This window comes from Candidatus Steffania adelgidicola (assembly GCF_020541225.1).
Lineage (GTDB): Bacteria > Pseudomonadota > Gammaproteobacteria > Enterobacterales > Enterobacteriaceae > Steffania > Steffania adelgidicola.
Genome location: NZ_CP045889.1, coordinates 604,540 through 627,381, shown reverse-complemented (window position 1 = coordinate 627,381; position 22,842 = coordinate 604,540). Strand labels below are relative to the sequence as shown.

8 protein-coding genes are annotated in these 22,842 nt (G+C 35.7%); 2 read left to right on the top strand and 6 right to left on the bottom strand.

From position 1 onward, the window contains the following. Positions 1–15: 15 nt before the first annotated feature. The 3 genes from yajC to queA form a co-directional block, all read right to left on the bottom strand. Positions 16–348 (bottom strand): preprotein translocase subunit YajC, encoded by a 333-nt coding sequence (gene yajC, locus GFK82_RS01735; RefSeq protein WP_226811202.1) that lies wholly within the window; start codon positions 346–348, stop codon positions 16–18. A 24-nt stretch (positions 349–372) separates the two neighbouring features. Then, entirely contained in the window at positions 373–1,497 is a 1,125-nt protein-coding gene (tgt, locus tag GFK82_RS01730) for a tRNA guanosine(34) transglycosylase Tgt (protein WP_226811201.1), read from the bottom strand. Positions 1,498–1,654: 157 nt separating this feature from the next. Next, positions 1,655–2,728: a tRNA preQ1(34) S-adenosylmethionine ribosyltransferase-isomerase QueA gene (queA, locus tag GFK82_RS01725; RefSeq protein WP_226811200.1), complete on the bottom strand. Its 1,074-nt coding sequence runs from the start codon at positions 2,726–2,728 to the stop codon at positions 1,655–1,657. Positions 2,729–4,064: 1,336 nt separating this feature from the next. Here queA and recC point away from each other — a divergent pair. After that, entirely contained in the window at positions 4,065–7,424 is a 3,360-nt protein-coding gene (gene recC, locus GFK82_RS01720; RefSeq protein ID WP_226811199.1) for an exodeoxyribonuclease V subunit gamma, read from the top strand. Between the two features lie 1,619 nt (positions 7,425–9,043). Here recC and fabB read toward each other — a convergent pair. Both fabB and hpt read right to left on the bottom strand, forming a co-directional pair. Then, positions 9,044–10,255: a beta-ketoacyl-ACP synthase I gene (gene fabB, locus GFK82_RS01715; RefSeq protein ID WP_226811198.1), complete on the bottom strand. Its 1,212-nt coding sequence runs from the start codon at positions 10,253–10,255 to the stop codon at positions 9,044–9,046. Between the two features lie 1,621 nt (positions 10,256–11,876). After that, on the bottom strand, positions 11,877–12,419 hold the full coding sequence (gene hpt / locus GFK82_RS01710) for a hypoxanthine phosphoribosyltransferase (protein ID WP_226811197.1): 543 nt from the start codon (positions 12,417–12,419) through the stop codon (positions 11,877–11,879). Between the two features lie 1,402 nt (positions 12,420–13,821). Between hpt and GFK82_RS01705 the strand changes: the two genes are divergently transcribed. Beyond that, complete coding sequence (locus GFK82_RS01705) at positions 13,822–14,688, top strand: YicC/YloC family endoribonuclease (RefSeq protein ID WP_226811196.1); 867 nt, start codon at positions 13,822–13,824, stop codon at positions 14,686–14,688. A 3,632-nt stretch (positions 14,689–18,320) separates the two neighbouring features. On the opposite strand, the gene pckA is transcribed toward GFK82_RS01705, so the two are convergent. Continuing rightward, positions 18,321–19,940 carry a phosphoenolpyruvate carboxykinase (ATP) gene (pckA, locus tag GFK82_RS01700; protein WP_226811263.1) on the bottom strand — a complete coding sequence of 540 codons (1,620 nt, stop codon included), beginning with the start codon at positions 19,938–19,940 and terminating at the stop codon, positions 18,321–18,323. Positions 19,941–22,842 lie beyond the last annotated feature (2,902 nt).

Below are 22,842 nucleotides of genomic sequence, written 5' to 3'. Positions count from 1 at the left end.
CGGGAAAATTGGCTCTTACAGCGCTTTTATCGTACCTCTTGGCAACACGGCGGCCACAAAATCACGTTTAATAAGCACCACGTTGGTCTCGTTAAGAGCGATGAAAATATAGCCACTATCAGTAACTTTTTTCACGCTACCAACTAACCCTCCGGTTGTCAGCACTTCATCCCCTTTGGAAATGGAGCTAATCAATGTTTTATGAAGCAGAGCGCGTTTTTGCTGTGGACGTAAAATTATGAAATAAAAAATCAGACCAAAAAAAATTAACATCACCAGCATCGAGTAGGGACTTGACTGAGATGGAGGATCGATAGAGGCAACAGCATTAGAAATAAGAAAACTCATTTAATTTCCTCATCGTTATTTCACTTAACAGCTAAAGATGCAACGGGTTTTACCTATCTGGGAATAAAACTCACGCACAAAGTTCTCTAGTTTACGTTCCGAGATAGCCTGCCGTAAACCCGCCATCAACTTATGGTAATAACGTAAATTATGGATAGTATTTAATCTAGCACCAAGTATTTCATTGCAACGATCAAGATGATGCAAATACGCGCGACTATAATTTCGACAGGTGTAACAATCACATCCTGCATCAAGCGATGAAACATCATATTTATACTGGGCATTGCGAATTTTTACGATTCCAGAAGTGATAAAAAGATGACCGTTACGGGCATTGCGAGTCGGCATAACACAATCGAACATATCGATACCACGACAAACACCTTCTACTAAATCCTCGGGCTTCCCGACACCCATCAAATATCGAGGTTTATCTATCGGAAGCTGGGGGAATAGATTTTCTAGCATACGGTTCATATCCACTTTTGATTCACCCACCGCTAATCCACCTACAGCGTAACCATCAAAACCGATCTCTACCAGTCTTTTTACCGATGCATCTCGTAAATCCTTGTAAACTCCCCCCTGAATAATACCAAATAGTGCGTTTCGGTTTTGAGATTTGTCAAAATACTGACGGCTACGAGCCGCCCAGCGCAAAGACATTTCCATTGACTGTTTAGTATAATTCCAAGTGGAGGGGTAAGGTGTGCATTCATCAAAAACCATGACAATATCAGAACCTAAATCATACTGTATTTCCATCGATTTTTCTGGGCTAAGAAAAATTGCATCTCCGTTGATTGGATTACGACAATAAACCCCTTCTTCGGTGATTTTGCACATATGGCTTAGGCTATATACCTGAAATCCACCGGAATCGGTTAATATCGGACCATCCCAATGCATAAAGTCGTGCAAATCGCCATGCAGTTTCATTACTGCCAATCCCGGCCTGAGCCAGAGATGAAACGTATTACCCAGGAGAATTTGCCCTCCGGTCTCCTTTAACTCTTCAGTTGTTATACCCTTCACACTACCATAAGTACCTACCGGCATAAATACTGGTGTTTCTACAATGCCACGATCAAATACTAGTCGCCCACGCCGGGCATGACCATCGATTTTTAATAGTTGATACTGCACACATCCTCCAACATCCGATAAACAGACCGATGTTTAATAAAAGAAACGTATTCGATCAACCCAACCAAGCGATACACAAAGCGGTTTCTTATGTTATCAGTTTATGCAATCGGGATAAGACTGATATAAATCATTGACGCATGCGTCAAGTAATTAATTAGGGCTTTCCTATCTGCTCTTTATCAGCCGTAGGATTGCGAGTAATAAACATAGCATCCCCGTAACTAAAAAAACGATAGGACTGCGCTACTGCTTCTCGGTAAGCCGCTAAAGTATAGCGATAACCAACAAATGCAGAGACCAGCATTATTAGGGTGGACTCTGGTAGATGAAAATTAGTGATCAGCGCGTCAACGACGCGAAAATGATAACCTGGATAAATAAAAATACCCGTATTCCCAAAAAATGGCGTAAGTATTTGATTACCTGATGCTACAGCCGCACTTTCCAGAGAACGTACGGAAGTTGTGCCGACAGCCACAACACGTTTTCCGCGCGCCCTACATGCCAGCACGGCATCAACTGCTTCTTGCGGTACTTCAACATATTCCGCATGCATCTGATGTTTTTCAATCCTATCCACCCGTACTGGCTGGAAGGTTCCGGCTCCCACGTGAAGAGTGACAAACGCCATTTCTACACCTTTAGCCCGCAGTGCTTCGAGCACAAACTGATCAAAATGGAGACCGGCAGTTGGTGCTGCGACTGCTCCAAGACGTTCCCCATACACTGTCTGATATAGCTCACGATCCACTCTCTCATCGAGTCGATCAATATAGGGCGGTAAAGGGATATGACCGGCTTCGTTTAACAATGTCATCACATCGCGAACATCGTGAAATTTTAATTCAAACAGCGAATCGTGACGGGCTATCATAGTAGCAATAATGCTATGATCATCTCCTAATAACAGCGCAGCGCCAGCTTTTAATGCATTGGAAGCACGCACCTGGGCCAACACTCTTTTATCATCGAGAACTATTTCAACTAGGACTTCGATTTTTCCGCCAGTAACCTTATGACCGAATAAGCGCGCGGGAATTACTCGAGTATTATTAAGCACCAGTAAATCACCTGGAGTTAATGCATCTAGCAAATCCGTAAAGACCTGGTGGGTCAAATTCCCTGTCTGTCCCTCTAGAGACAACAAACGACAGGCACTTCGTTCTGCTCGAGGATATCTAGCAATTAGATGATTTGGTAATTCAAAATAGAAATCAGCAACACGCATGAGATATTACTTTAGCATAAAAATAGGAGGTTTTGTCTAAAACTATGTATGACGTGCTGCAAAAATTAGGCATAGTAGAAGCAGTTTTGTCTATACTAGAAACATATCATATTTTAGAATGACTAGGTTTGTTTTTTTGCGTAATCTTATACGCAACTATTTAAAAAATCCCAATAGATTTTGTTTGCATTTTATTACTCGAGATTAATTAAAACAATACCGAATAATTCAGTGATGTATTTATATAGCTTTATGTGTAAGTGGATGCGTAATACTAATTAGTTCAATAAAATTGAAAATGAATTTTTAACACTTCTTTGAGAAGTTAATTCAATCGTTCAAGCATATTATTTCTTAATCTAATAGGGCGTTAGGAATATTCTTTATGTTAACATTCAGAGTTTTAGAAAACGTGTCAAGTTTAGAGCATTTTAATAAACATTATTTATTCGATTAAAGTCGAACTACAAAATCTTTGTTATTGTCTATCATAAGCCGATAGAGAGTCATGGCAAATACTTAACTGAGATTTCTTACATAAATGTCGTGAGATTGACGTTAAAATCAATAGAAGAGACTACAGCGATAGAATAATCCGTGCAGTGTTTTTGAACGCCCAATACAAAAAACTTCGTGTTATCTGATTGATTTTAAAATTTTTACTTGTACCTACGTAAAGCACGATCCAACTCTAATCAAGGATGAAAATAGTTTTAAAATTACCTATTATCATCAATAAGTTATTAAAAAATAAGGAAAAGATATTGTTATATAGGCAGAAAATCTAGATGGCTTCCTAAAACAGGAAGACGGCGTCATTTTTAAATAAAACCAACATAACTTTATTTTTTTTAACCAATGATTTTTATTAGAAAATGCTTAGTGAAAGCAAAGCGATAACACTTACTTATAAACACATGTAGCCTAATAAGTGACTTCAAAGAACTCATGATTATGATGTTTTATTCTCAGCAGTGTTTTAAATCGTCCAATCTCACCAGATTAAGTTATTGATAAGAGATCAATAACTTGATCTGGGAAAAATGAATTCATTTTTCATCGTAATAAAATATAGGGTCAATATAGAACAGTATTCTATATTAGAATACTTAATATTAAATCAGGAATCCAAATAGTAATATGTGACATTAAAACTAAGTCACTAGTTTTTTAACTGCTGCGCGATCATCTTCCATTCTTCGATTATTATCGCTGGTAGAATGGTGTTTACCTTATCTAAGAATTGAAGAAAATCACGTTAGTGTTCTAACAGACGTGGTTATATATCCTAAGGCTTAGCAAGCCCTAGCAAGGCCTACATTAATGAGAAGTATTTATGTTTACTGTTTATCATTCAAATCAGCTGGAACAGCTACTGACGCTAAATGCAAGGATAATCTTAGAACAGCCCCTACACGATCCGTTCCAGCCTGAAATTATCCTGGTGCAAAGCACTGATATGGCCCGATGGATACAAATGGAATTAGCTAAACATCTTGGTATAGCTATCAATATAGAATGTTTACGCCCAGCTGACTTTATCTCTAAAATGTTTACTCGTGTCCTACCGGAACTTCCTCAAAAAAGTATATTTTCTAAATCGTTGATAACTTGGTTTCTACTTCGCCTTTGCCAGATGCCGGATTGCGAGACAGTAAGCGTATATCTGCGTCATGATCATGATAAACATAAAACTTTCAAGTTTGTTACCCAGATAGCAAATCTATTCGAAAAGTATCTACTATACCGTCCTGATTGGTTGGAACGCTGGGAACGCGGCGAGTTAATTCAAGGAATAGGTGAAGCGCAGCGATGGCAGGCACCGCTTTGGTGTGCTTTAGTAGCTGAAACAAAACGAATAGGGAAACGGATATGGGATAACCCTAATCTCTATCAGAGATTTATTCAGACTCTAACGCAAAGCAAAATTTGCCTAGCGGGATTACCGAATAGAGTTTTCATATACGATATCTCTGCCATATCTCCTAGTCAGTTTGACACATTGATAGCGCTAGGTCACCATATTGATATCCATCTACTCTTCAGGAATCCCTGCCGCTATTACTGGGGAGATATCCGGGATCCTGCTGTTCCTGCGCAATTGCCACAGCACCGCCAGAGTTATTTTCAAGAACAGCCAGAGGATAGGCTGTTCCGGAGTCAATCAAAAGCTTGCGCATTCATTAATAAAAAGATGGAACAGAAAATAGACAACCCACTCTTAGTCTCCTGGGGCAAGAAAGGACTTGATACTCTCTACTTACTGACCCAGACAGACAGCATTGCTCAGGTGGATGCATTTATTGAGCCAACAGGTAATTCTCTCTTAAGTATACTAAAGCGCGATATCTTAAGACTAGAAGATCACACTCTAATAAACATGAGTGCTAATAGAGTGTCCGGAAATAAGAGACAGCGACTACTCCAAGCGAATGATCGTTCGCTCAGCATACATGTGTGCCATAGTCCTCAGAGGGAATTGGAAGTACTGCATGATAGTCTGTTAGCAATGATTGAGGAAGATTCCACGATTGAGCCACATAACGTGATCGTTATGGTAGCGGATATCGACCGCTACGCGGCAGCAATTCAATCAGTATTTAGTAAAGCTGGCAGAGAACAATATCTTCCTTTTACTATTTCCGACAGTCGGGTACGGTCAATCCACCCTGTTGTGCTTACCGTTCTTAACCTACTCGAATTACCCCAGAGTCGATTTTCGGCTGAACAGGTTCTAGCGTTACTCGAGGTACCAGCATTATCGGCTCGCTTTAAAATTAATGAGACAGAGCTCCACATACTACGCAAATGGGTAGCAGAGTCTGGCATTCGATGGGGGTTAGACGACGATACATTTCGTAAACTGATGTTACCTGCTACTGGTCAGAATACGTGGCAATTTGGTTTAACTCGAATGCTACTAGGCTATGCAATGGAAAGTAAGAGTGGGGATTGGCAGGGTATTGTGCCTTACGACGAATCCAGTGGCTTGATAGCAAATCTAGTTGGTCAACTAGGGGAGCTGTTAAAACAGCTTCGTCAATGGCAAGACTGGCTTGCACAACCGCGCTCTTTAGATTCCTGGGGTCCTTGCGCTAGAAAAATGATAGAGGATTTCTTCTTACCTGACCCTGAAGCTGAATCGGCGCTTGCATTGATGGAGAATTATTGGCAGCAGATCTTACGATCCGGTATACAAACGGGATACAATCAGCCGGTACCAGTGAGACTACTTCGAGAACAACTAGCTCAAAAGCTAGATCAGAATCGAGTTAATCATCGATTTCTAAGCGGTGGTATAAATTTCTGTACCCTACTACCGATGCGCTTGATTCCATACCGTATTATCTGCCTACTAGGCATGAATGATGGTGTTTATCCGAGAACACCAATGGTAGAAGGGTTTGACCTGATGGCGCAGCAACCTAGACATGGTGACCAAAGCGATCGTTATGGTGAGCGCTATCTGTTTCTAGAGCTTCTCCTGTGTGCACAGGAGAAACTGTATATTAGTTTTATCGGCAATACTCTTCAAGATAATACCTCACGCTATCCCTCGATACTCATAAGTGAGCTCAGTGATTATATCACACATAGTTTTTATCTACTTGATGACATGCACCTGAATGTTGAGAACAATACCGAGCAGATACGTGCACATCTGTGGCAATGGCACAGTCGAATGCCTTTCATGCCAGAAAATTTTCTACCCGATAGCAAGTTCCAAAGCTTCGCTAACGAATGGCTACCAGCCGCCAGAAATGAAGGCAAGCCAGAGTCGCCTTTTATCACCCCGTTAAAACCGCTGGACTTCAACACTATCAGTTTAGATGAATTGATGCGATTTTATCGACATCCGATCCGTGCGTGGTTTGTACAGCGTCTAGGGATCTCCTTTCAGCAGACCTCAATTGAGCTGCTCGGGGAAGAACCTTTTATCTTAGATAATCTGACTCGATATCAACTTAACAACCGGTTGCTAAACGTAATGATCAACGAGGAAAGTACTGAAAAACTGTTTCGCCAAGTCCGTGGCGCCGGCTTGTTACCCTATGGCGCGTTTGGTGAACTATATTGGCTTAAAGAATCTAAAAAGCTGGCACCGCTTGCTCAGCAAGTAAGAGCGTGGCGACTCTTAGATACACAGGATCTTGATATTCATATCAAACTAGACAATATATTGCTTTCTGGTTTGCTGCCAAAGGTACAGGAAAACGGATTATTACGGTGGCGACCTGGCACTCTATCTGCTCGAGACGGCATACTGTTGTGGTTGGAACATCTAGTCTATTGCGCTATGGGGGGAAAAGGAGAGAGTCGGATAGTCGGTATGCGCGGAGCATGGCATTTCGCACCCCTGCCTAGCTGCCAGGCAAAAGATTTTTTAGTTTTCCTGATTAACGGATACTCTCAGGGTATGACGTCACCTCTTTTACTTTTACCTCGGTCGGGAGGAGCATGGCTAACCCACTGTTACAATAAAGTAACACAGAGCGTTAACAAAGAGGAAATCCGACAACTGGAGGCACATGACAAACTGATACAAGCCTGGCAGGGGAATAAGTATTATCCTGGCGAAATCGAAGATCCTTATTTGAATCGAGTACTTCATCCGTTAGATAAAAAACAAATTAAGGCGATTATCTTAGCTGCGAAACACTATTTTCTACCATTCTTTAAATGTAATTTGTTTTAATGTGTAACGCTAAAACGCGAAAAGAAACACTAAAGTTAAATGATAGCATCAAGATGTCCCTACTTAAAAGGACATTAAACACCATTATTTTCTTCTTATATATAAGTGATATGAATCTGAAATAGAAAAGTGAAAAAAGATCGATAAACTAATTATCGGATAAATTAATAGCATAACTGCTAAATAGATTAGAGTATTTTATAGTGATAAGCGAAAGTCGATGAAAATAGTCACATGGGCTATTAATATTAGTCATTACAGGTAATCTAAGAAGTACACATGCGTGACTTTTAATAACCTCTGTTTTTAAAAACAGAGATTCTCTATCATGAGAAGGTGGTTGATGAAAGGAATTCTGATAAGAAAGTATCTAACGCAAATCTTCTCTAAACGAATGAATAAAAAAAATCATGTACGTCTAGGCATTGATGACAGAATATAAAAAATATTTGAGTGATGGTCGCTTATTCAATGATACTGTTATATCACCTAGATAAAATAGCACCAATCTATCGGTTAAACGAATACGTTTCTTTACTGATCTTTCTTTAGTTTATATTAAGTTTTTTTTGCCAAAAAAAATATTAACAACACTGTTAGTAGAGCATTAGGTAGATTTCTTTAGAACCACTAGATAACCAGTCATATCCGTCTCCCGTATTTAAAAAATGTATTCCTTATTAGAAATAAGAATCGTATGCTTTTTTAGCATTTAGAATATCTTTTTTTATATTAAAAGATTAATGCAATAATCATCTCGCCATCGTTATATCCTAGCGAATAATATTGATTTTCAAGATAAAAGGCTACGCACTATAATGCGTGTAGTTGCCTCGTTTAGGATCGAAGATAATTTAAATAATTTTACTACTCGTTTCTATAAGGGATATGGATCGCGAAACTGGGTCCTTAGAAATTATTTTCTTAGGTGCCAGTGCTAAAATAGCAAGAGATTCAGTGCAGTTATCTTCAGGTGATACCCAATTCGAATTTTTTTCATTAGGATTCTGCTTGTTTAGAGACAAGGAGTAATAAAAGTGTATAGTTAAAGAAAATGTTTTTACACCGCTATGTAAATATTAAATCAATAGAAAAACATAATGTTATTGAGAAATATGGGAGAACTTCTTTCAATCTTTGTAAGATTAATTATATATATGAATTAGATCTATCCCAATCGATCTAATCAAATATCTTTACACATACTATTTTTCGCCAATACTTTATAATGCTTGATATATTTTTGTCTCTATAAAAAGACAACATCTGATGAATGCCTTCAATAAAATATTGATGCTGACTAATCTCATATTTAAATAAAGGTTTTTTAAAAGGCACCAGCACTTTTATGCTGAAGCGGTAAAGAGTACTAAACCCTGAAACGAAAGGTGATAAAAAAAGCAAGCGCTTTCATCAAAAGATGCTACTAAAATACCTTTGCAATCTATGAAAGATACATAGACAATTAGATAAATTTAAATACGCTAAAAATAAACCGTACTCTTTCCACTTTAAAATGTCAGATGCCTTTATAAATGTAAAAGTTAATACCATTTCATCTCAAAGGGAATATATGTTGGGTTTTACTAGGATAGTAATCAATACATGACTAATAATACCTAGCGATATTTTCTCATCACGAGAGTTGCGTTTGTACCACCGAAACCAAAGCTGTTACTCATAACGGTAAATAATTTTCGTGGGATGAGCTTAGTTATAAGATTCATACCTTTGGCTTGCGGATCAAGTCCCTCGATATTAATACTTGGTGCTATAAAACTGTTCTGTAGCATCAAAAGCGTAAAGATCGTTTCATGTACCCCGGCTGCTCCAAGCGAGTGACCAGTCATCGCTTTAGTAGATGAGAAAGCCGGGTTCTGGTTGCGGAAAGTTTCGCGAATTGCCCATAGTTCTTTCACATCCCCGACTGGGGTGGAAGTACCGTGAACGTTAAGATAATCTATCGGCGTATCGACATCTTTTAGCGCCATTCTCATACAGCGAATAGCACCTTCTCCAGAAGGAGCGACCATATCAGCACCGTCAGAGGTTGCACCATAGCCGATAATTTCAGCATAAATATAGGCTCCTCGGGTTAGAGCATGTTTCAGTTCTTCTACGACAACAATACCACCACCCCCAGCGATAACAAAACCGTCTCGGTTGACATCATAGGTACGAGAGGCTTTTTCCGGTGTTTTATTATAGTGGGTAGACAAAGCGCCCATAGCGTCGAATTCACAGGCCATTTCCCAACATAGTTCTTCACCGCCGCCGGCGAAAACTAAATTTTGCTTACCTAACTGGATTATTTCCACAGCATTACCGATACAGTGCGTTGAGGTTGAACAGGCAGAACTGATGGAGTAATTAATACCGCGAATTTTAAAAGCTGATGCCAAACATGCCGACACCCCAGAAGCCATTGCTTTTGTTACCATGTAAGGCCCAACACCTCGCAAACCACGAGTTCGCATTCCGTCTGATCCAGCTACTTGATTACGTGGGGACCCCCCTCCAGAGCCAACGATAAGACCAGTACAATCATTAGAGACCATACTAGGAGTGAGGCCGGAATCAGCAATTGCTTGCTCCATTGACAGAAAAGCGTAGATAGAAGCGTCACTCATAAATCGCACCATTTTACGATCAATCAGCCCAGTAGTATCGAGTTTAACATTGCCCCAGACATGACTACGCATGCCTGAATCTTTTAGTTCCTGGGAAAAAGTAATCCCAGAGCGACCTTGTTTCAGTGAGGCTAAAACTTCTTTTTGGTCATTACCGATACTTGATAAAATTCCTAGGCCGGTAATCACAGCACGCTTCATTTAGCACCTCTTATAAAATTTTTAAAATTCCCGTGATGCATTTTAGCTTACAGATGTAAGATAAATAAGTCTGATTGGCAGATATTAGAAAAATTTTCACTAGAAAATCTATATACCTAAAGCGTACTACTCTCCATTCAATAATCTAGCTTTAGATAAGCTACAATACGATTTAACCCGATGTTTTATGCTATAAGAATTATAGTAAGCGTATATTCCCAACATTGATAACATTTACCTCTCAAACCAGAACACTCTGACAAAAAAATAAGCGTGTCATATATCACCAAGTGGCATAATTTATTTTTGACGCTATAAATTTAACTATATTCAAATCTTGAATAAACAGCAATGCTGTTTATTCATCTAATAGTATGATATAAATCATCTTAACCTTTTAAAAACACACGATATTAACAATTGATAACATCTAAGCTAGTAATAATCAAAGAAATGTAGTTTGATCTAATAGTCATTCGGCAGCAGATATAAAATAGCATATCCAAAAATAATATCTTGTTCCAAATTGTTCTCAGCCATCAAAAATCTTAATCGGGCATACATAAAATTATTTTGATATAGTAATAAACAATTCTCACTTAAAAGAAATTATATAAATTTAAGTATTATATTAAATAATACTTAAATGCATTAAGCCATTACCACCACTGATAATCCGCTATACAGTAGCGCAATAATGATTTTATATCATAAATATATAGCAACATGATTCCGCTCTTATTTTTTAGAAAAAATATAAATTAGATAGAACTAACATTATGTTACATAATTTTCTATCTGAATAATGCTCAAAAGAATTAGGAAAGTATTCTTTTCAATCCGTGACATGGAAAGTTTTTACTTAATTCGCTTTGACTTGTGGAGGTCATAGGTTTCCTTATGATAATTATAGGATCTTATGGAGAAGTAAAATTAAAATTTAGATAATACCAGTATTTCAGAAGAAAAGGTCGACGCTAATATACTAACTGCTAGTGAATTGGTTTAGTGTCGCAAACAACCAGAATGAAAAGGACCACTATAAAGAAATTGATTGATGCGGGCGATAGAGGTACGATGAAAGTACGCTACGGTATCATATAGTTAAAATGATATTTCTTCATCTACTTACCCAGTAAGCTGATCTATGAATATAGTGTGATTTTTTATCAGGTCAAATGCTTTTTATATATTCGCCAGATCTAAAATGAATCAAATGAAAATAAAAATGATATTCGTTATAGAAATAACCCAATCCTACTAAGATGCTAATGAGTATTTTTTTATCGGACATTGTAAGCACGCTCAAATTAATGAATTAATATCAACCCTATTACTCGCAATAATTATCTGCTTTTATAACAAAAAACTATATAGAATAAGGCGATGACATAACAGGTAATCATTTGTTTTTAAAGAAAACCCAGAATCATAAGTCTATGGTACTTGATTGATATTTTACAAGCAAAGGCTACTTCTCATAGAAAGCAGTAGCCTTTGCTTGATGTAAGTTCTAATATTCTGTCAACTATAGCTAAATCTTATACCATCTAAAAACTAATGATTCATTAACATTAATTATGTGTTATTATTATATGTATTCATTCCGGTCTATATCCCCTTAGGAAGTCTTTATTTTAGAAGTAATCTTGCCGATATAGGGTAAATGACGATAACGCTGTGCATAATCGATGCCGTAACCAACGACAAACTCATCAGGAATAGTAAACCCAACCCAAGCTACCGCCACAGTCACTTCACGGCGATCAGGTTTATCTAACAGAGTGCAAATACCAATAGACTTAGGCTGGCGCAATGCGAGAATCTCATGAACCCGGCTTAGGGTATTACCCGAATCTATGATGTCTTCCACAATCAATACATCTTTACCAAAGATATCCTCATCCAGGTCCTTAAGAATTTTTACATCTCGGCTGGAACTCATGCTTCTCCCATAGCTGGAAGCAGTCATAAAATCCACTTCGTGAGAAATCGTGATAGTCCGGCAAAGATCTGCCATAAAGATAAATGAACCCCGTAAAAGACCAACTAACACCATTGCGCTGCCACTATTTCGATAATATGCACTAATGGATTGCCCTAATTCAGAAATTCGCTTCTCGATCTCCTTTTCGGAAATCATAATTTCCACGCGATGCCTCATAACTCACCAATTTTACTAATCATAATCCGTTAAACAAATCACAACGGTAAAAAACTATTGAAACACCCACTAATCAACGAAATATCGCTTTCTCAGGTATAGTAAATGGAGTACATAAATCTTTTTAAACCGAAACCTTATATCCGTTAACAGAGCGAGATAGGCTATAAGGATCATAACAAATACATGCTTTTAACTATGCCACTTGCAATTTTTTAAAGAGTATAGTCTGAGTAGTGATCTATGAAGTGTAGAGGAGGCTATATACTCTCAAATTTAAAAATAATTTTCTAAATTAATTAAAGTCTCACTATATACAAACATCTTGTGGAATAAAGTTCCATTTCACTATCCTACATGAATAAAAGTATTTTATGCTTATACATCTAAAGATATCGCAAACTACGTAATCTAAAACCACTAAACAGAAGAGATATTCTAGATTTAAGTATCTCTTGGAAGCCTCGTCTCTAATCATGAAATGATTCTTCCTTGATCTGCAGTGTTAATGGTAAGCTACCCATAGCTCATCTATACAGTCATGAAGTTGATTTCAGATAAAATCTGATACAAATTCTGTGAGACTATAAAACTCTTAAAAAGAGTCATGTTATTTCAATCTCATATGATTTAAAACAATTATTTATGCATTTTCTAGAACTACACCTACTAACGTATACGTCAATAGTACAAGAAAGATTTCCGTTACGACACAGGAAGTATATTCCAATATATGAGGTAAAATTAAAATCAATTAGATATAAAACTTATACAGAAGATAATATAAAATATTGCTTACATGGTCTAAATTAGAAATATCTAATGGGTATTCATCAGGTAATAACAGCAAAATAAAGAAGAATTTATCAACCATTTTTCCTAGCCGGTGAAAAATACATCCATAAAAAACATTAACTCTATCGTTTAGATACAGAGCCCAGTATAAAATATCAATTTATATTAACCCCATCTTTGAAAAAGACTAGTATAATCAAGCAATTTTATGGAAATATGTACTATCAAAAAATATCCCGATTTCAACATAAGTAAGTGTTCTACTGTTTTTTTGGATAAGAAACTAGATATTATCTAATATCTTTTATTAACTCTGAGTAGTTGATATATATAATATATGGTTAAGAAAATTTATTTCTTATTGACCTATACAATGTGATATTGATCAAGGGAAAAATTTACTTATTTCACTCTGTATCAGACATGAAACGCTTCTTATTTCCATCTAGAGATCACTTCTTGTCTAAATTCAACTGCATCAGTTCAACAAACAATATCATCACAATTAAAGAGTGAAGCTATATAAAGACGTCACCGCCTCATATCTAGATATCCTGCTAAGGCAGGATATTAGTTGCAAAACACTTCTTCACAAACAGGTAAGTCTATGATCCACAGTATGACCGCCTTTTCCCAGCGCGAAATCAAGGGAACTTGGGGCACTGCCGCCTGGGAACTACGCTCTCTTAATCAGCGATACCTAGAAATTCAGATTCGTCTTCCTGAACAATTTCGCAGTCTAGAGTCAGCCATTCGCGAACGCATTCGCCTTCGCCTCACCCGGGGAAAAGTGGAATGCAATTTACGCTTTGACGTTAATCCCAGTGTACAAAGTACGCTACTCCTTAATAAAAAACTTGCTAAAGAACTCGTGGAAGCTGCTCAGTGGGTCAAGCTCCACAGTCAGGAAGGTAAAATTGATCCACTAGCTATTCTTCGCTGGCCAGGGGTAATGTCCGTAACTGAGCCAGATTTTAATACTGTTAGCACTGAGTTCTTGTCTAAAGGGTTTGACCAAATTCTAGATGAATTCATAAACGCTCGTGAAAGTGAAGGTAATACCCTTAAAACATTAATAGAAAAACGACTGGTAAGTGTCATGAATGAATTGCAAAAGATACGTCAACAGATGCCAAGAGTTTTAGTTTGGCAACATGAGAAGTTACGGAGAAAATTAGAAGAAGCTCAGATACATTTAGATACTAATCGTCTGGAGCAAGAGTTAGTGATGCTGGCTCAGAGAATAGACGTTTCGGAGGAATTGGAGCGTTTAGACGCTCATGTAAAAGAAACTTATCAAATTTTAACTAAAAAAGAAGCGGTAGGGCGTCGGTTAGATTTTATGATGCAGGAATTTCACCGTGAGTCAAACACACTAGCATCTAAATCAATAAATACTAATGTCACAGCATCTGCCATAGAACTAAAAGTCCTGATCGAACAGATGCGCGAGCAAATACAAAATATCGAGTAATTCCTTATGAATTATAAACCAATGGGAGATATTCTATAAATTATTTAAAATTATTATTTATTATTATAAATAATAATTTTTAAAAAAACCTCACATATAATTTAGAGATATACGGTATAAGATGTTCGAATAGTATTCGAACATTCCTTATTCTCCATACAGTTCCTGTTTTTAAAATACAATCCATGATCAACGTTATCTTTTATTTTATATAATGATTAAAACTCAAAAAAACAATACATCTTATATAGATAACGTAACTTCCTAAATCTGTATTAAAATAAAGCGTCTATATTCTAACAGAGAACTTTTTTTACTTCTCTTAAACCGTGTAAAGATCCAGTGAATATATCAGCAAGTCATCCATTACATATCGCATATCGATAATTTTAGTAAGTTATTTATTTAAGTAATAGGAATTAGAAATTAATAACAACCTGAATTACAAAATCAATTAAATCATCTGTAATATATTACAAAGAAAAAAAGCAGTTTTTCACCAATAAAAAGATAAGCGCTGATGTAAGTACTTTTCCATACCCCCTACAACTCTATTAATGTATATATATTAATAGAGTTCACTATCTCAGTTATAAACTTATAAATTATAATGTTAATAATATATACAAGAATTGTAAACTTTATTAGTTATTAAAAATCTAATAGTAACAGAAAATAGCTTTTACTTATGTTATTAGGTAGAGAATACAAACATTTTGTATTAATTGTTTCTCTTTTTTACTTATATTCGAAATAATTTTCATGAGATTGATTCCTGTTTGATTTAATAGAGCGCCTTTATAAACATAATAATATATCTATTAGATAGAGCAACATCACCAGATTTAAGTAGTTATCAATTTTTAAAAACTAGAAGATTTGGCTGATACAATCCTTATAACGATTAGTTCTAAGGCTATACTGACGAATTAATGATTTACAATACCAATTGAATTTCAGAACTAATCATGTAATTACAATGCAGACTCATTACAAGTCTATCTATAATAAACTTGTGTATTAAGTATATGTTTTTCAAAGATCAAGGAAAGCTGGTTAGTCTATACGATAATCTATCATAAGATATTCATCCGTTTTTATCACGAGGTGACTACTCAGTTTTACTGCTTCCATGGCGCTTTTTATTGTCCAGCATCGTTACCGTCTCCTTTAATTTCATCGCTATATTTCTCATGCCCGTATTCATTTTATTTTATCAGGTAGGGGGGGGGATCTAAGGATGAACTGTTGATTTTTAAGGTATTTTTTCTGGAATCAATTTAAAATTGTCTATTCATTTATTAAATATCTTTAAAAGTTTAAATGATTTCATAAAGATTTACTCTTTAAATAGCGAATAAAATTCATATCAGAACCTGCCATAAATTATTTATTTGAACTGATTAAGTATTTTTTTGAGGATCTTTTTCTAAAAAACATCAATGTCTAAAATAAATCAGGGGATTGTGCTGTGTTATTCCGGATTTGTATGAATATTTATTGTTTAATAAGAGTTCGGATTAAAGAATGTACCTTAGGTAAGTATTATGATAACGGAGACTCTTTAACATATTTTTGAAAAGCTAAGTGCATCGCTTAGATATATACCCTGTATTTTTGGGTATAGTACGAGAAAATCTGGAGTAGTATTTGCTATTAAGTTTTTTATAAGACTGTGTAAATTCATGTTTCCATGTTATGAGATATTTATCTTCGGGTCATAAGTAAACCGATTAAACTGTTACGTAATCTGAACAATCAAGTAATAAAGATATCTGTTTTGATATAGGAACTCTCTTCTTAATATGAATAATATGTTCAAGGTAAACACACTGGTTTGTCGCAGTAAAAAAATTTTTGAAATTTAATTTCATTAAAGATCTTAATGATCGCTATAGCCAATGCTATTGGCTTTTCAGAATAAATAGTTACCTCCCTCTTCATAGAGTCATTACAGTCATCGATACATTCCTAAACTAAGACAGATATCAATCAGTCTTCGATTGCTTTTTAGATACGCAAAAAGCAAAGCAAATATGAGTCAAAATAAAAAATGAGCACGGAAATCGTGCTATAAAACTTTCAAAAATCGAGGATCAAAGTGATTTTCTTTTTGATATAAAACTATACTTTTAAATGTCTAACGATATCTCATTGATGATTTCTCGACAAGTATGAAACATGTTATGAAAAAACAATGCTTGTTTTACGCTTTTAACCATGCTTTTCAAATAACAGTTGCAATAGGAGTACTAAAGTATGAAAAGGATTTTAAGATCGTTTTATTGAGCTGAAAAAATACATCATTATAAATTTTTCATAAATCGAAATGGCTTTTTTTGACTGTATAGGTAATTAAGATGATGCTAATTTCTCAATTATATATATAAGCTAACAGCTAGAGATTTACTAAAATGGAAATCATGACTTTTGCATATTTTTGTATATTCATCATATTTATTGATGATATATTGATTTCATATAAAAAACAATTAATTCGATTACACGTTATACACTAGTTCTAGAATTTATATATCTTACTTACAGTATATTGTTTCAGAGAGACACGCTCTATTATGGATAGATACTTAATTACGCTTGATAAAGTAGCCTTTTTTATAACTCTATCACTGCGTTTCCTCATTCACACTCACCCAAAGGAATGAGTGTGAACTGTATCGAGCTTAAGATAATATCTTTAGGTGTATGTAGAATTTTTAAAGATACTTTATATCTATAGGATAGATAATATCTTTACAATTTTGAAGGTTTAATACTGAAAATTCAGTATCTTTTCCATTTAATTTTACCCAAATATCCTGCGCCACACCTTTAAAAAACAATCTTAACCTGGTTAAAATAAAATAGAGTAAAATAAATATCGAATTTTCAAATATTCTCAATAATAGAAATAAATACAACCTTGATCTTTAGTAGTATCACGTTTTTGATAAATTAATCATATCTAAAAATAAAACTAAAACAAAAGAGTGTCTTAGCTTATGCCATTATTTGAAATACGCATCTAATCTTTAAAAGAATTCTCATCTGACTATCCAGTTAAATTAAAATAACATATTAATTTTAATTAAATCTCTTAATAACCATATTTCCATGCGCAAAGACTACCATTAAGAGCATTTATATAATGTTTACAACCCAAAGACTAGATGATAATTATATTTAACTTTATCGAGTGCATGATAATACAGGAAGAAAACATTAATACTTCGCATTATATATTTTTTATAGAATCAAAGATACTTTCTTACTCAATATATGTTGCGATCATAATATTAAAAAAATAAAAATAAATCATTTAAAAAATATACCACCCAATTTAAAGTAAAACAATATCTATTGCAGTTCCTTATACTTAAGATAAACCACTGTACTAACGGAACGATGTTTATCTTTGTTTAGCAATTCTTGAAGAATTGGTATATGCCCACACTGAAAGAAACTAAACTTCTGCCAAAAACTGAAAAGCCCATTCATCTCAACCGCTCATATTATTCAATTCACCTAATCTAAACCAAACCACAGTCACTAGAAAAATCCTAAGTAAAACTTAACCTTGGTTGTTAAAAGCAACAAAGATCTCTAACTACCTGACTCTCAAGTAAGCGGCGTTATCGTTGAGGACCCGCACTTACCAGTGATGCTACAGCGGGACTATCGATAAATTTACTAAAATTATCAATAAATTGCTGGGCTAAACCTTCAGCCTTAGCCTGCCATTCGCTAACACTCGCGTAACTGGAGCGTGGATCTAGACTCTTGGAGTCTACTCCCGATAATGCTGTCGGTATCATCAAATTAAATATTGGTAGAATATTTATCGGGGCATCATCAAGCTCACCACTTAAAATAGCATTAATAATTACCCGAGTGTCTTTAAGTGAAATGCGATTACCACTACCGTTCCAACCTGTATTTACCAAAAAAGCGCGAGCGCCAGAAGCATTCATACGTTTAGCCAATACATCAGCATAAACGGTGGGATGCAGTGTTAAAAACGCAGCACCAAAACACGCAGAAAAAGTAGGTACTGGCGCAAGTACACCCCGCTCAGTTCCAGCCAGTTTGGAAGTAAACCCGGATAGGAAATGATACTGAGCCTGTTGCATCGAGAGACTAGATACTGACGGTAAAACACCGAACGCATCAGCAGCTAGAAAAATAACGCGCCTAGCATGTCCAGCACGAGATACTGGCTTAACAATATTCTCAATATGATCAATGGGATAAGAAACACGGGCGTTTTCAGTTTTACTTGCATCATCGTAATCTACGCTACCATTTGACCTTACCACTACATTTTCCAGCAGTGCGTTACGGCGAATCGCCTGGTAAATTTCCGGTTCTGCCTCAGGGGAAAGACGGATCGTTTTAGCATAACACCCACCTTCAAAATTAAATACACCTTCATCGTCCCAGCCGTGTTCATCATCACCTATCAATCGTCGATGAGGGTCAGTTGATAACGTTGTTTTTCCAGTTCCAGATAAACCGAAGAACAGAGCTACATCTTCTTCTAGACCAACATTGGCCGAACAATGCATAGAGGCGATCCCTTTCAGGGGAAGAAGATAGTTCATCACTGAGAACAGCCCTTTTTTCATTTCGCCTCCGTACCAGGTACCGCCGATAAGCTGGATCCCTTCTGTCAGATTGAAAGCGACAAAGTTTTCCGAATGCAAACCCTGTTGAAACCAATCAGGATTAGTGCATTTAGCACCATTTAACACTACGAAATCCGGCTGAAAACCATATAGTTCTTTTTCGTTTGGCCGAATAAACATATTTTTTACAAAATGCGCTTGCCAGGGGACTTCTGTAATAAAACGCACTTTCAAGCGGCTATCTTCGTTAGCGCCGCAGAAAGCATCAATGACAAACAGGCGCTTTCCACTTAGCTGCTGACCCACTAGTTGTTTAAGATGATTCCAAGTTTTCTGATCAAGTGGATGATTGTCATTAGACCCTTTACCTTGATCAGACCACCATAAAGTATTACGGGTCTTATCGTCACGGACCAGATACTTATCGAAGGGTGAACGACCGATAAAAACCCCGGTATCAACCGAAACTGCGCCAGAACTAGTAACCGTAGTGCGTTCAAATCCCTGTAGGGTTGGATCGGTTTCTTCTTCAAAAAGCTGATCATATCCTGGGTTATATATCACTTCACAATATCCTGTTATTCCATAACTAAGCCATTGTTGCTGGGTAATACTCTCACTTACCATGTCACTGCTCCTTAGTTCAATAAGTACTATTAGCGATAAATAGGGGGTGAGCGGTGGGCTCGCCAAGAGATGAATCAAGGATTAACCTGACCTGGAAGCTTTAGATTATTCTCCAAATGATTCCCCGGAAAATAAGTTATTACCTTAACATATGCTGCCAGAGAGGCAATTATCTAGCAGACTTGATAGATGAAATCTATAGGTTAGTCACAGATCTTCTTTTAACGCCAACCGCTCCAGAATTCTGATATTGTCTCAGACAATATGTTAATAAGATTAAAACAAAAATATAGTGCATATCAATCATCCTGATTTTTTTTCAATTGCGTCGTTGAGTTCCAATATGTCGAAGATAATTAACATATCAGTACAGCGCTAGAGTGAAACAATATTGCGCGCCTTCAGATCTCACCAATATATCAAGAAATCTTTTGTCTAATTCTGACGAAAGAAAATCAGCAAATAACCGCGCTATTTTTCCTATTGATATCTTCTTTTTCCATCAGCTCATAGAAATACAAACAGCGATAAGTTCTTGCCTCAATCGTGTTAAAAGCATTTCTGTTATTAGTCACGATTTCACTATGACCAATAGCTAGATTAGCTGTTTGACACGATTCTGGTAGACGCCCATCTATCCCTCTTTTAAATATGCATCAACTTTAATAAAGTTTCTTCTACAAAACTATAGCATCCACACCTACAAACTATGCTACTCGTAGTAGAGAACTTAATTCTCTACAAAAAATATTTTTTTTGCAAATCTATCAGTAACAATACTAAATATTTTCCGTAATGTTTTTCCAAACAGTACATGGCATGAAATTCTGTAATTTTTTGAATCGTGAATATGTAAATGTCTGCCTATCTAAGATAGGCTGAAATAGCCTTATACTTTTTAACATTAATCTAAGGCGTTTCTCATTATAGATCCAGACATACCAATCCTGCATAATTTCAGATTCTTCAGTAATATGAATATATTCGTTTTTAACGCTTTGTTGTACACTTATACAATCGTCTAACCATATTCTATTTTTATATAAGTAAAAAAAAAATAAAGTAAAAAATGAATTTTCTCCTATATCAGGATTATCACTTAACTCACGCAAACGATCTGTTATTTTCCACTCTTATCTGTAACAATACTAAAATAGTAGTGTAAGAGCTACATGGCATATATCGCGTAGAAAAAGAGATTATTACTTCCAGTCTTGGTTTTTAAAACCCAATCAAATCACATCAAGTTGCACAATCTACCTATAACCGCTAAAAAGATAGATTTATAGGATTTTATCTAAATTTATAAAAAATACTGCATCTTCCCTACCAAATAACTGTATCCGTAGATTGGAATGGTATTAGAGTATGTTTCTATTCCTTTTTCTTCTGCAGGTCTCATATTTTTCCACTGCAAAACTAAGTAGACAACGATTCAATTTTAATATTATTAACCCGAATACAACAACTGACGTCTAACCGTTACACATCTTTAAAAGAGAGGCAATATTTTTCATAGGAAAGTAATATGGTTGTATTAAAAATTGACGACGTCATCTGTTATCAATAGATAAATACAACTTTAATCCAAATACTATCATAGTGTTTCCATTGAAAAATTGATTCTTTTGAACACCCATCACAATACGCCCATTTTTCCACTATCTTGTGACTTACTTTAAATACAACTTTGATCCAAAACTTGGTGATAACCCGGGAATAAGAATTATTCATCATGATATTTCCTCTTGGAGCATATCCCGGAGAAGCAATCTTTCCATTTAAAATAGCTAAACGGTCATGGACAATAGAATATTTAGGAACACATCATTCCAGATTCAGTAATTCCAAACTTAAGTGAATAGACCTAGATATCAATGAAAAACAAAAAAGATAATCTTTATGAGATATATAACATATTGCCACTCTAGACTATATCATCGAAATTAGGTCGCTTAGTTGTTTTATCGGATAGGTTTTCTGAAAAAACCTTAAATTCAGAAAATAGGTGGCGTCCTAAATCATGGTATGCGTTGACACATGGGTATAAAAATCTAGGTTAATCTAACCTCGCAAGGTTTATAACTATTTTCCTATCCAGTAATGTTTACCTTTGATATGGTTCAATAACTATAACAATCTAACGACAATCGCTATCATCAAGACTTCTGTAATTACCAATCAAGATTGGTACGTAACAATTGATTAACAATTCTTGCGCACTATCTATTCCTAATAGAAAACCACCTAGTATTTATGTTATACCGCATCTATAACAGCACAGAAAAAATAGAGGATGAATGTAAGATAGGCACAATGTTTATCTTCTATTACGGCAACCGCTTGATATAATTATGCAATATATGATTTACCAAGCCTTCTATTATTTATCGGAATATAAAATTACGCAACCTACTGTGTCATTTTTTAGACATCAACCATGCAATTTGTTAATCTTCTTACTATCTCGAGTGTTATGGATCTAGAACCATTGTTTAAACAGGGCGAAATTATTTAGCTTTAGGAAATCGATGCGGAATAGATATACTAAGAGAAACAGTCGTTTAAACATACTCAACAATATGTTTGCTATCTAATCAATACTGCTCGGGTTGTCAAGTACTGTTTGGACGGGCCACAATAACATGAATCGGTTTCAGAAAGGGATGACTGAATATTAGTCATTTTTACAATAGTAAGTAAAAAAAATACTTTAAATGTAAAGAATACTGTATATCGAACTGATAATGCTATTTTTTAGCTTGAAAAGCTATTAACAAATATCATCTGTTATTGTAATGAATAAGTTTATTTTGGTAACTAGTCACGATTATTAATAGTGCACTCTATAAATACGAAACACAAAAATTCCCGTCACATGATTTACCCAAGTCATAAGAAA

Excerpts from the sequence above, each read along its gene's own strand:
- yajC (WP_226811202.1), bottom strand. The coding sequence starts at position 348 with ATGAGTTTTCTTATTTCTAATGCTGTTGCCTCTATCGATCCTCCATCT.
- queA (WP_226811200.1), bottom strand. The coding sequence starts at position 2,728 with ATGCGTGTTGCTGATTTCTATTTTGAATTACCAAATCATCTAATTGCT.
- recC (WP_226811199.1), top strand. The coding sequence starts at position 4,065 with ATGTTTACTGTTTATCATTCAAATCAGCTGGAACAGCTACTGACGCTA.
- fabB (WP_226811198.1), bottom strand. The coding sequence starts at position 10,255 with ATGAAGCGTGCTGTGATTACCGGCCTAGGAATTTTATCAAGTATCGGT.
- hpt (WP_226811197.1), bottom strand. The coding sequence starts at position 12,419 with ATGAGGCATCGCGTGGAAATTATGATTTCCGAAAAGGAGATCGAGAAG.
- GFK82_RS01705 (WP_226811196.1), top strand. The coding sequence starts at position 13,822 with ATGATCCACAGTATGACCGCCTTTTCCCAGCGCGAAATCAAGGGAACT.
- pckA (WP_226811263.1), bottom strand. The coding sequence starts at position 19,940 with ATGGTAAGTGAGAGTATTACCCAGCAACAATGGCTTAGTTATGGAATA.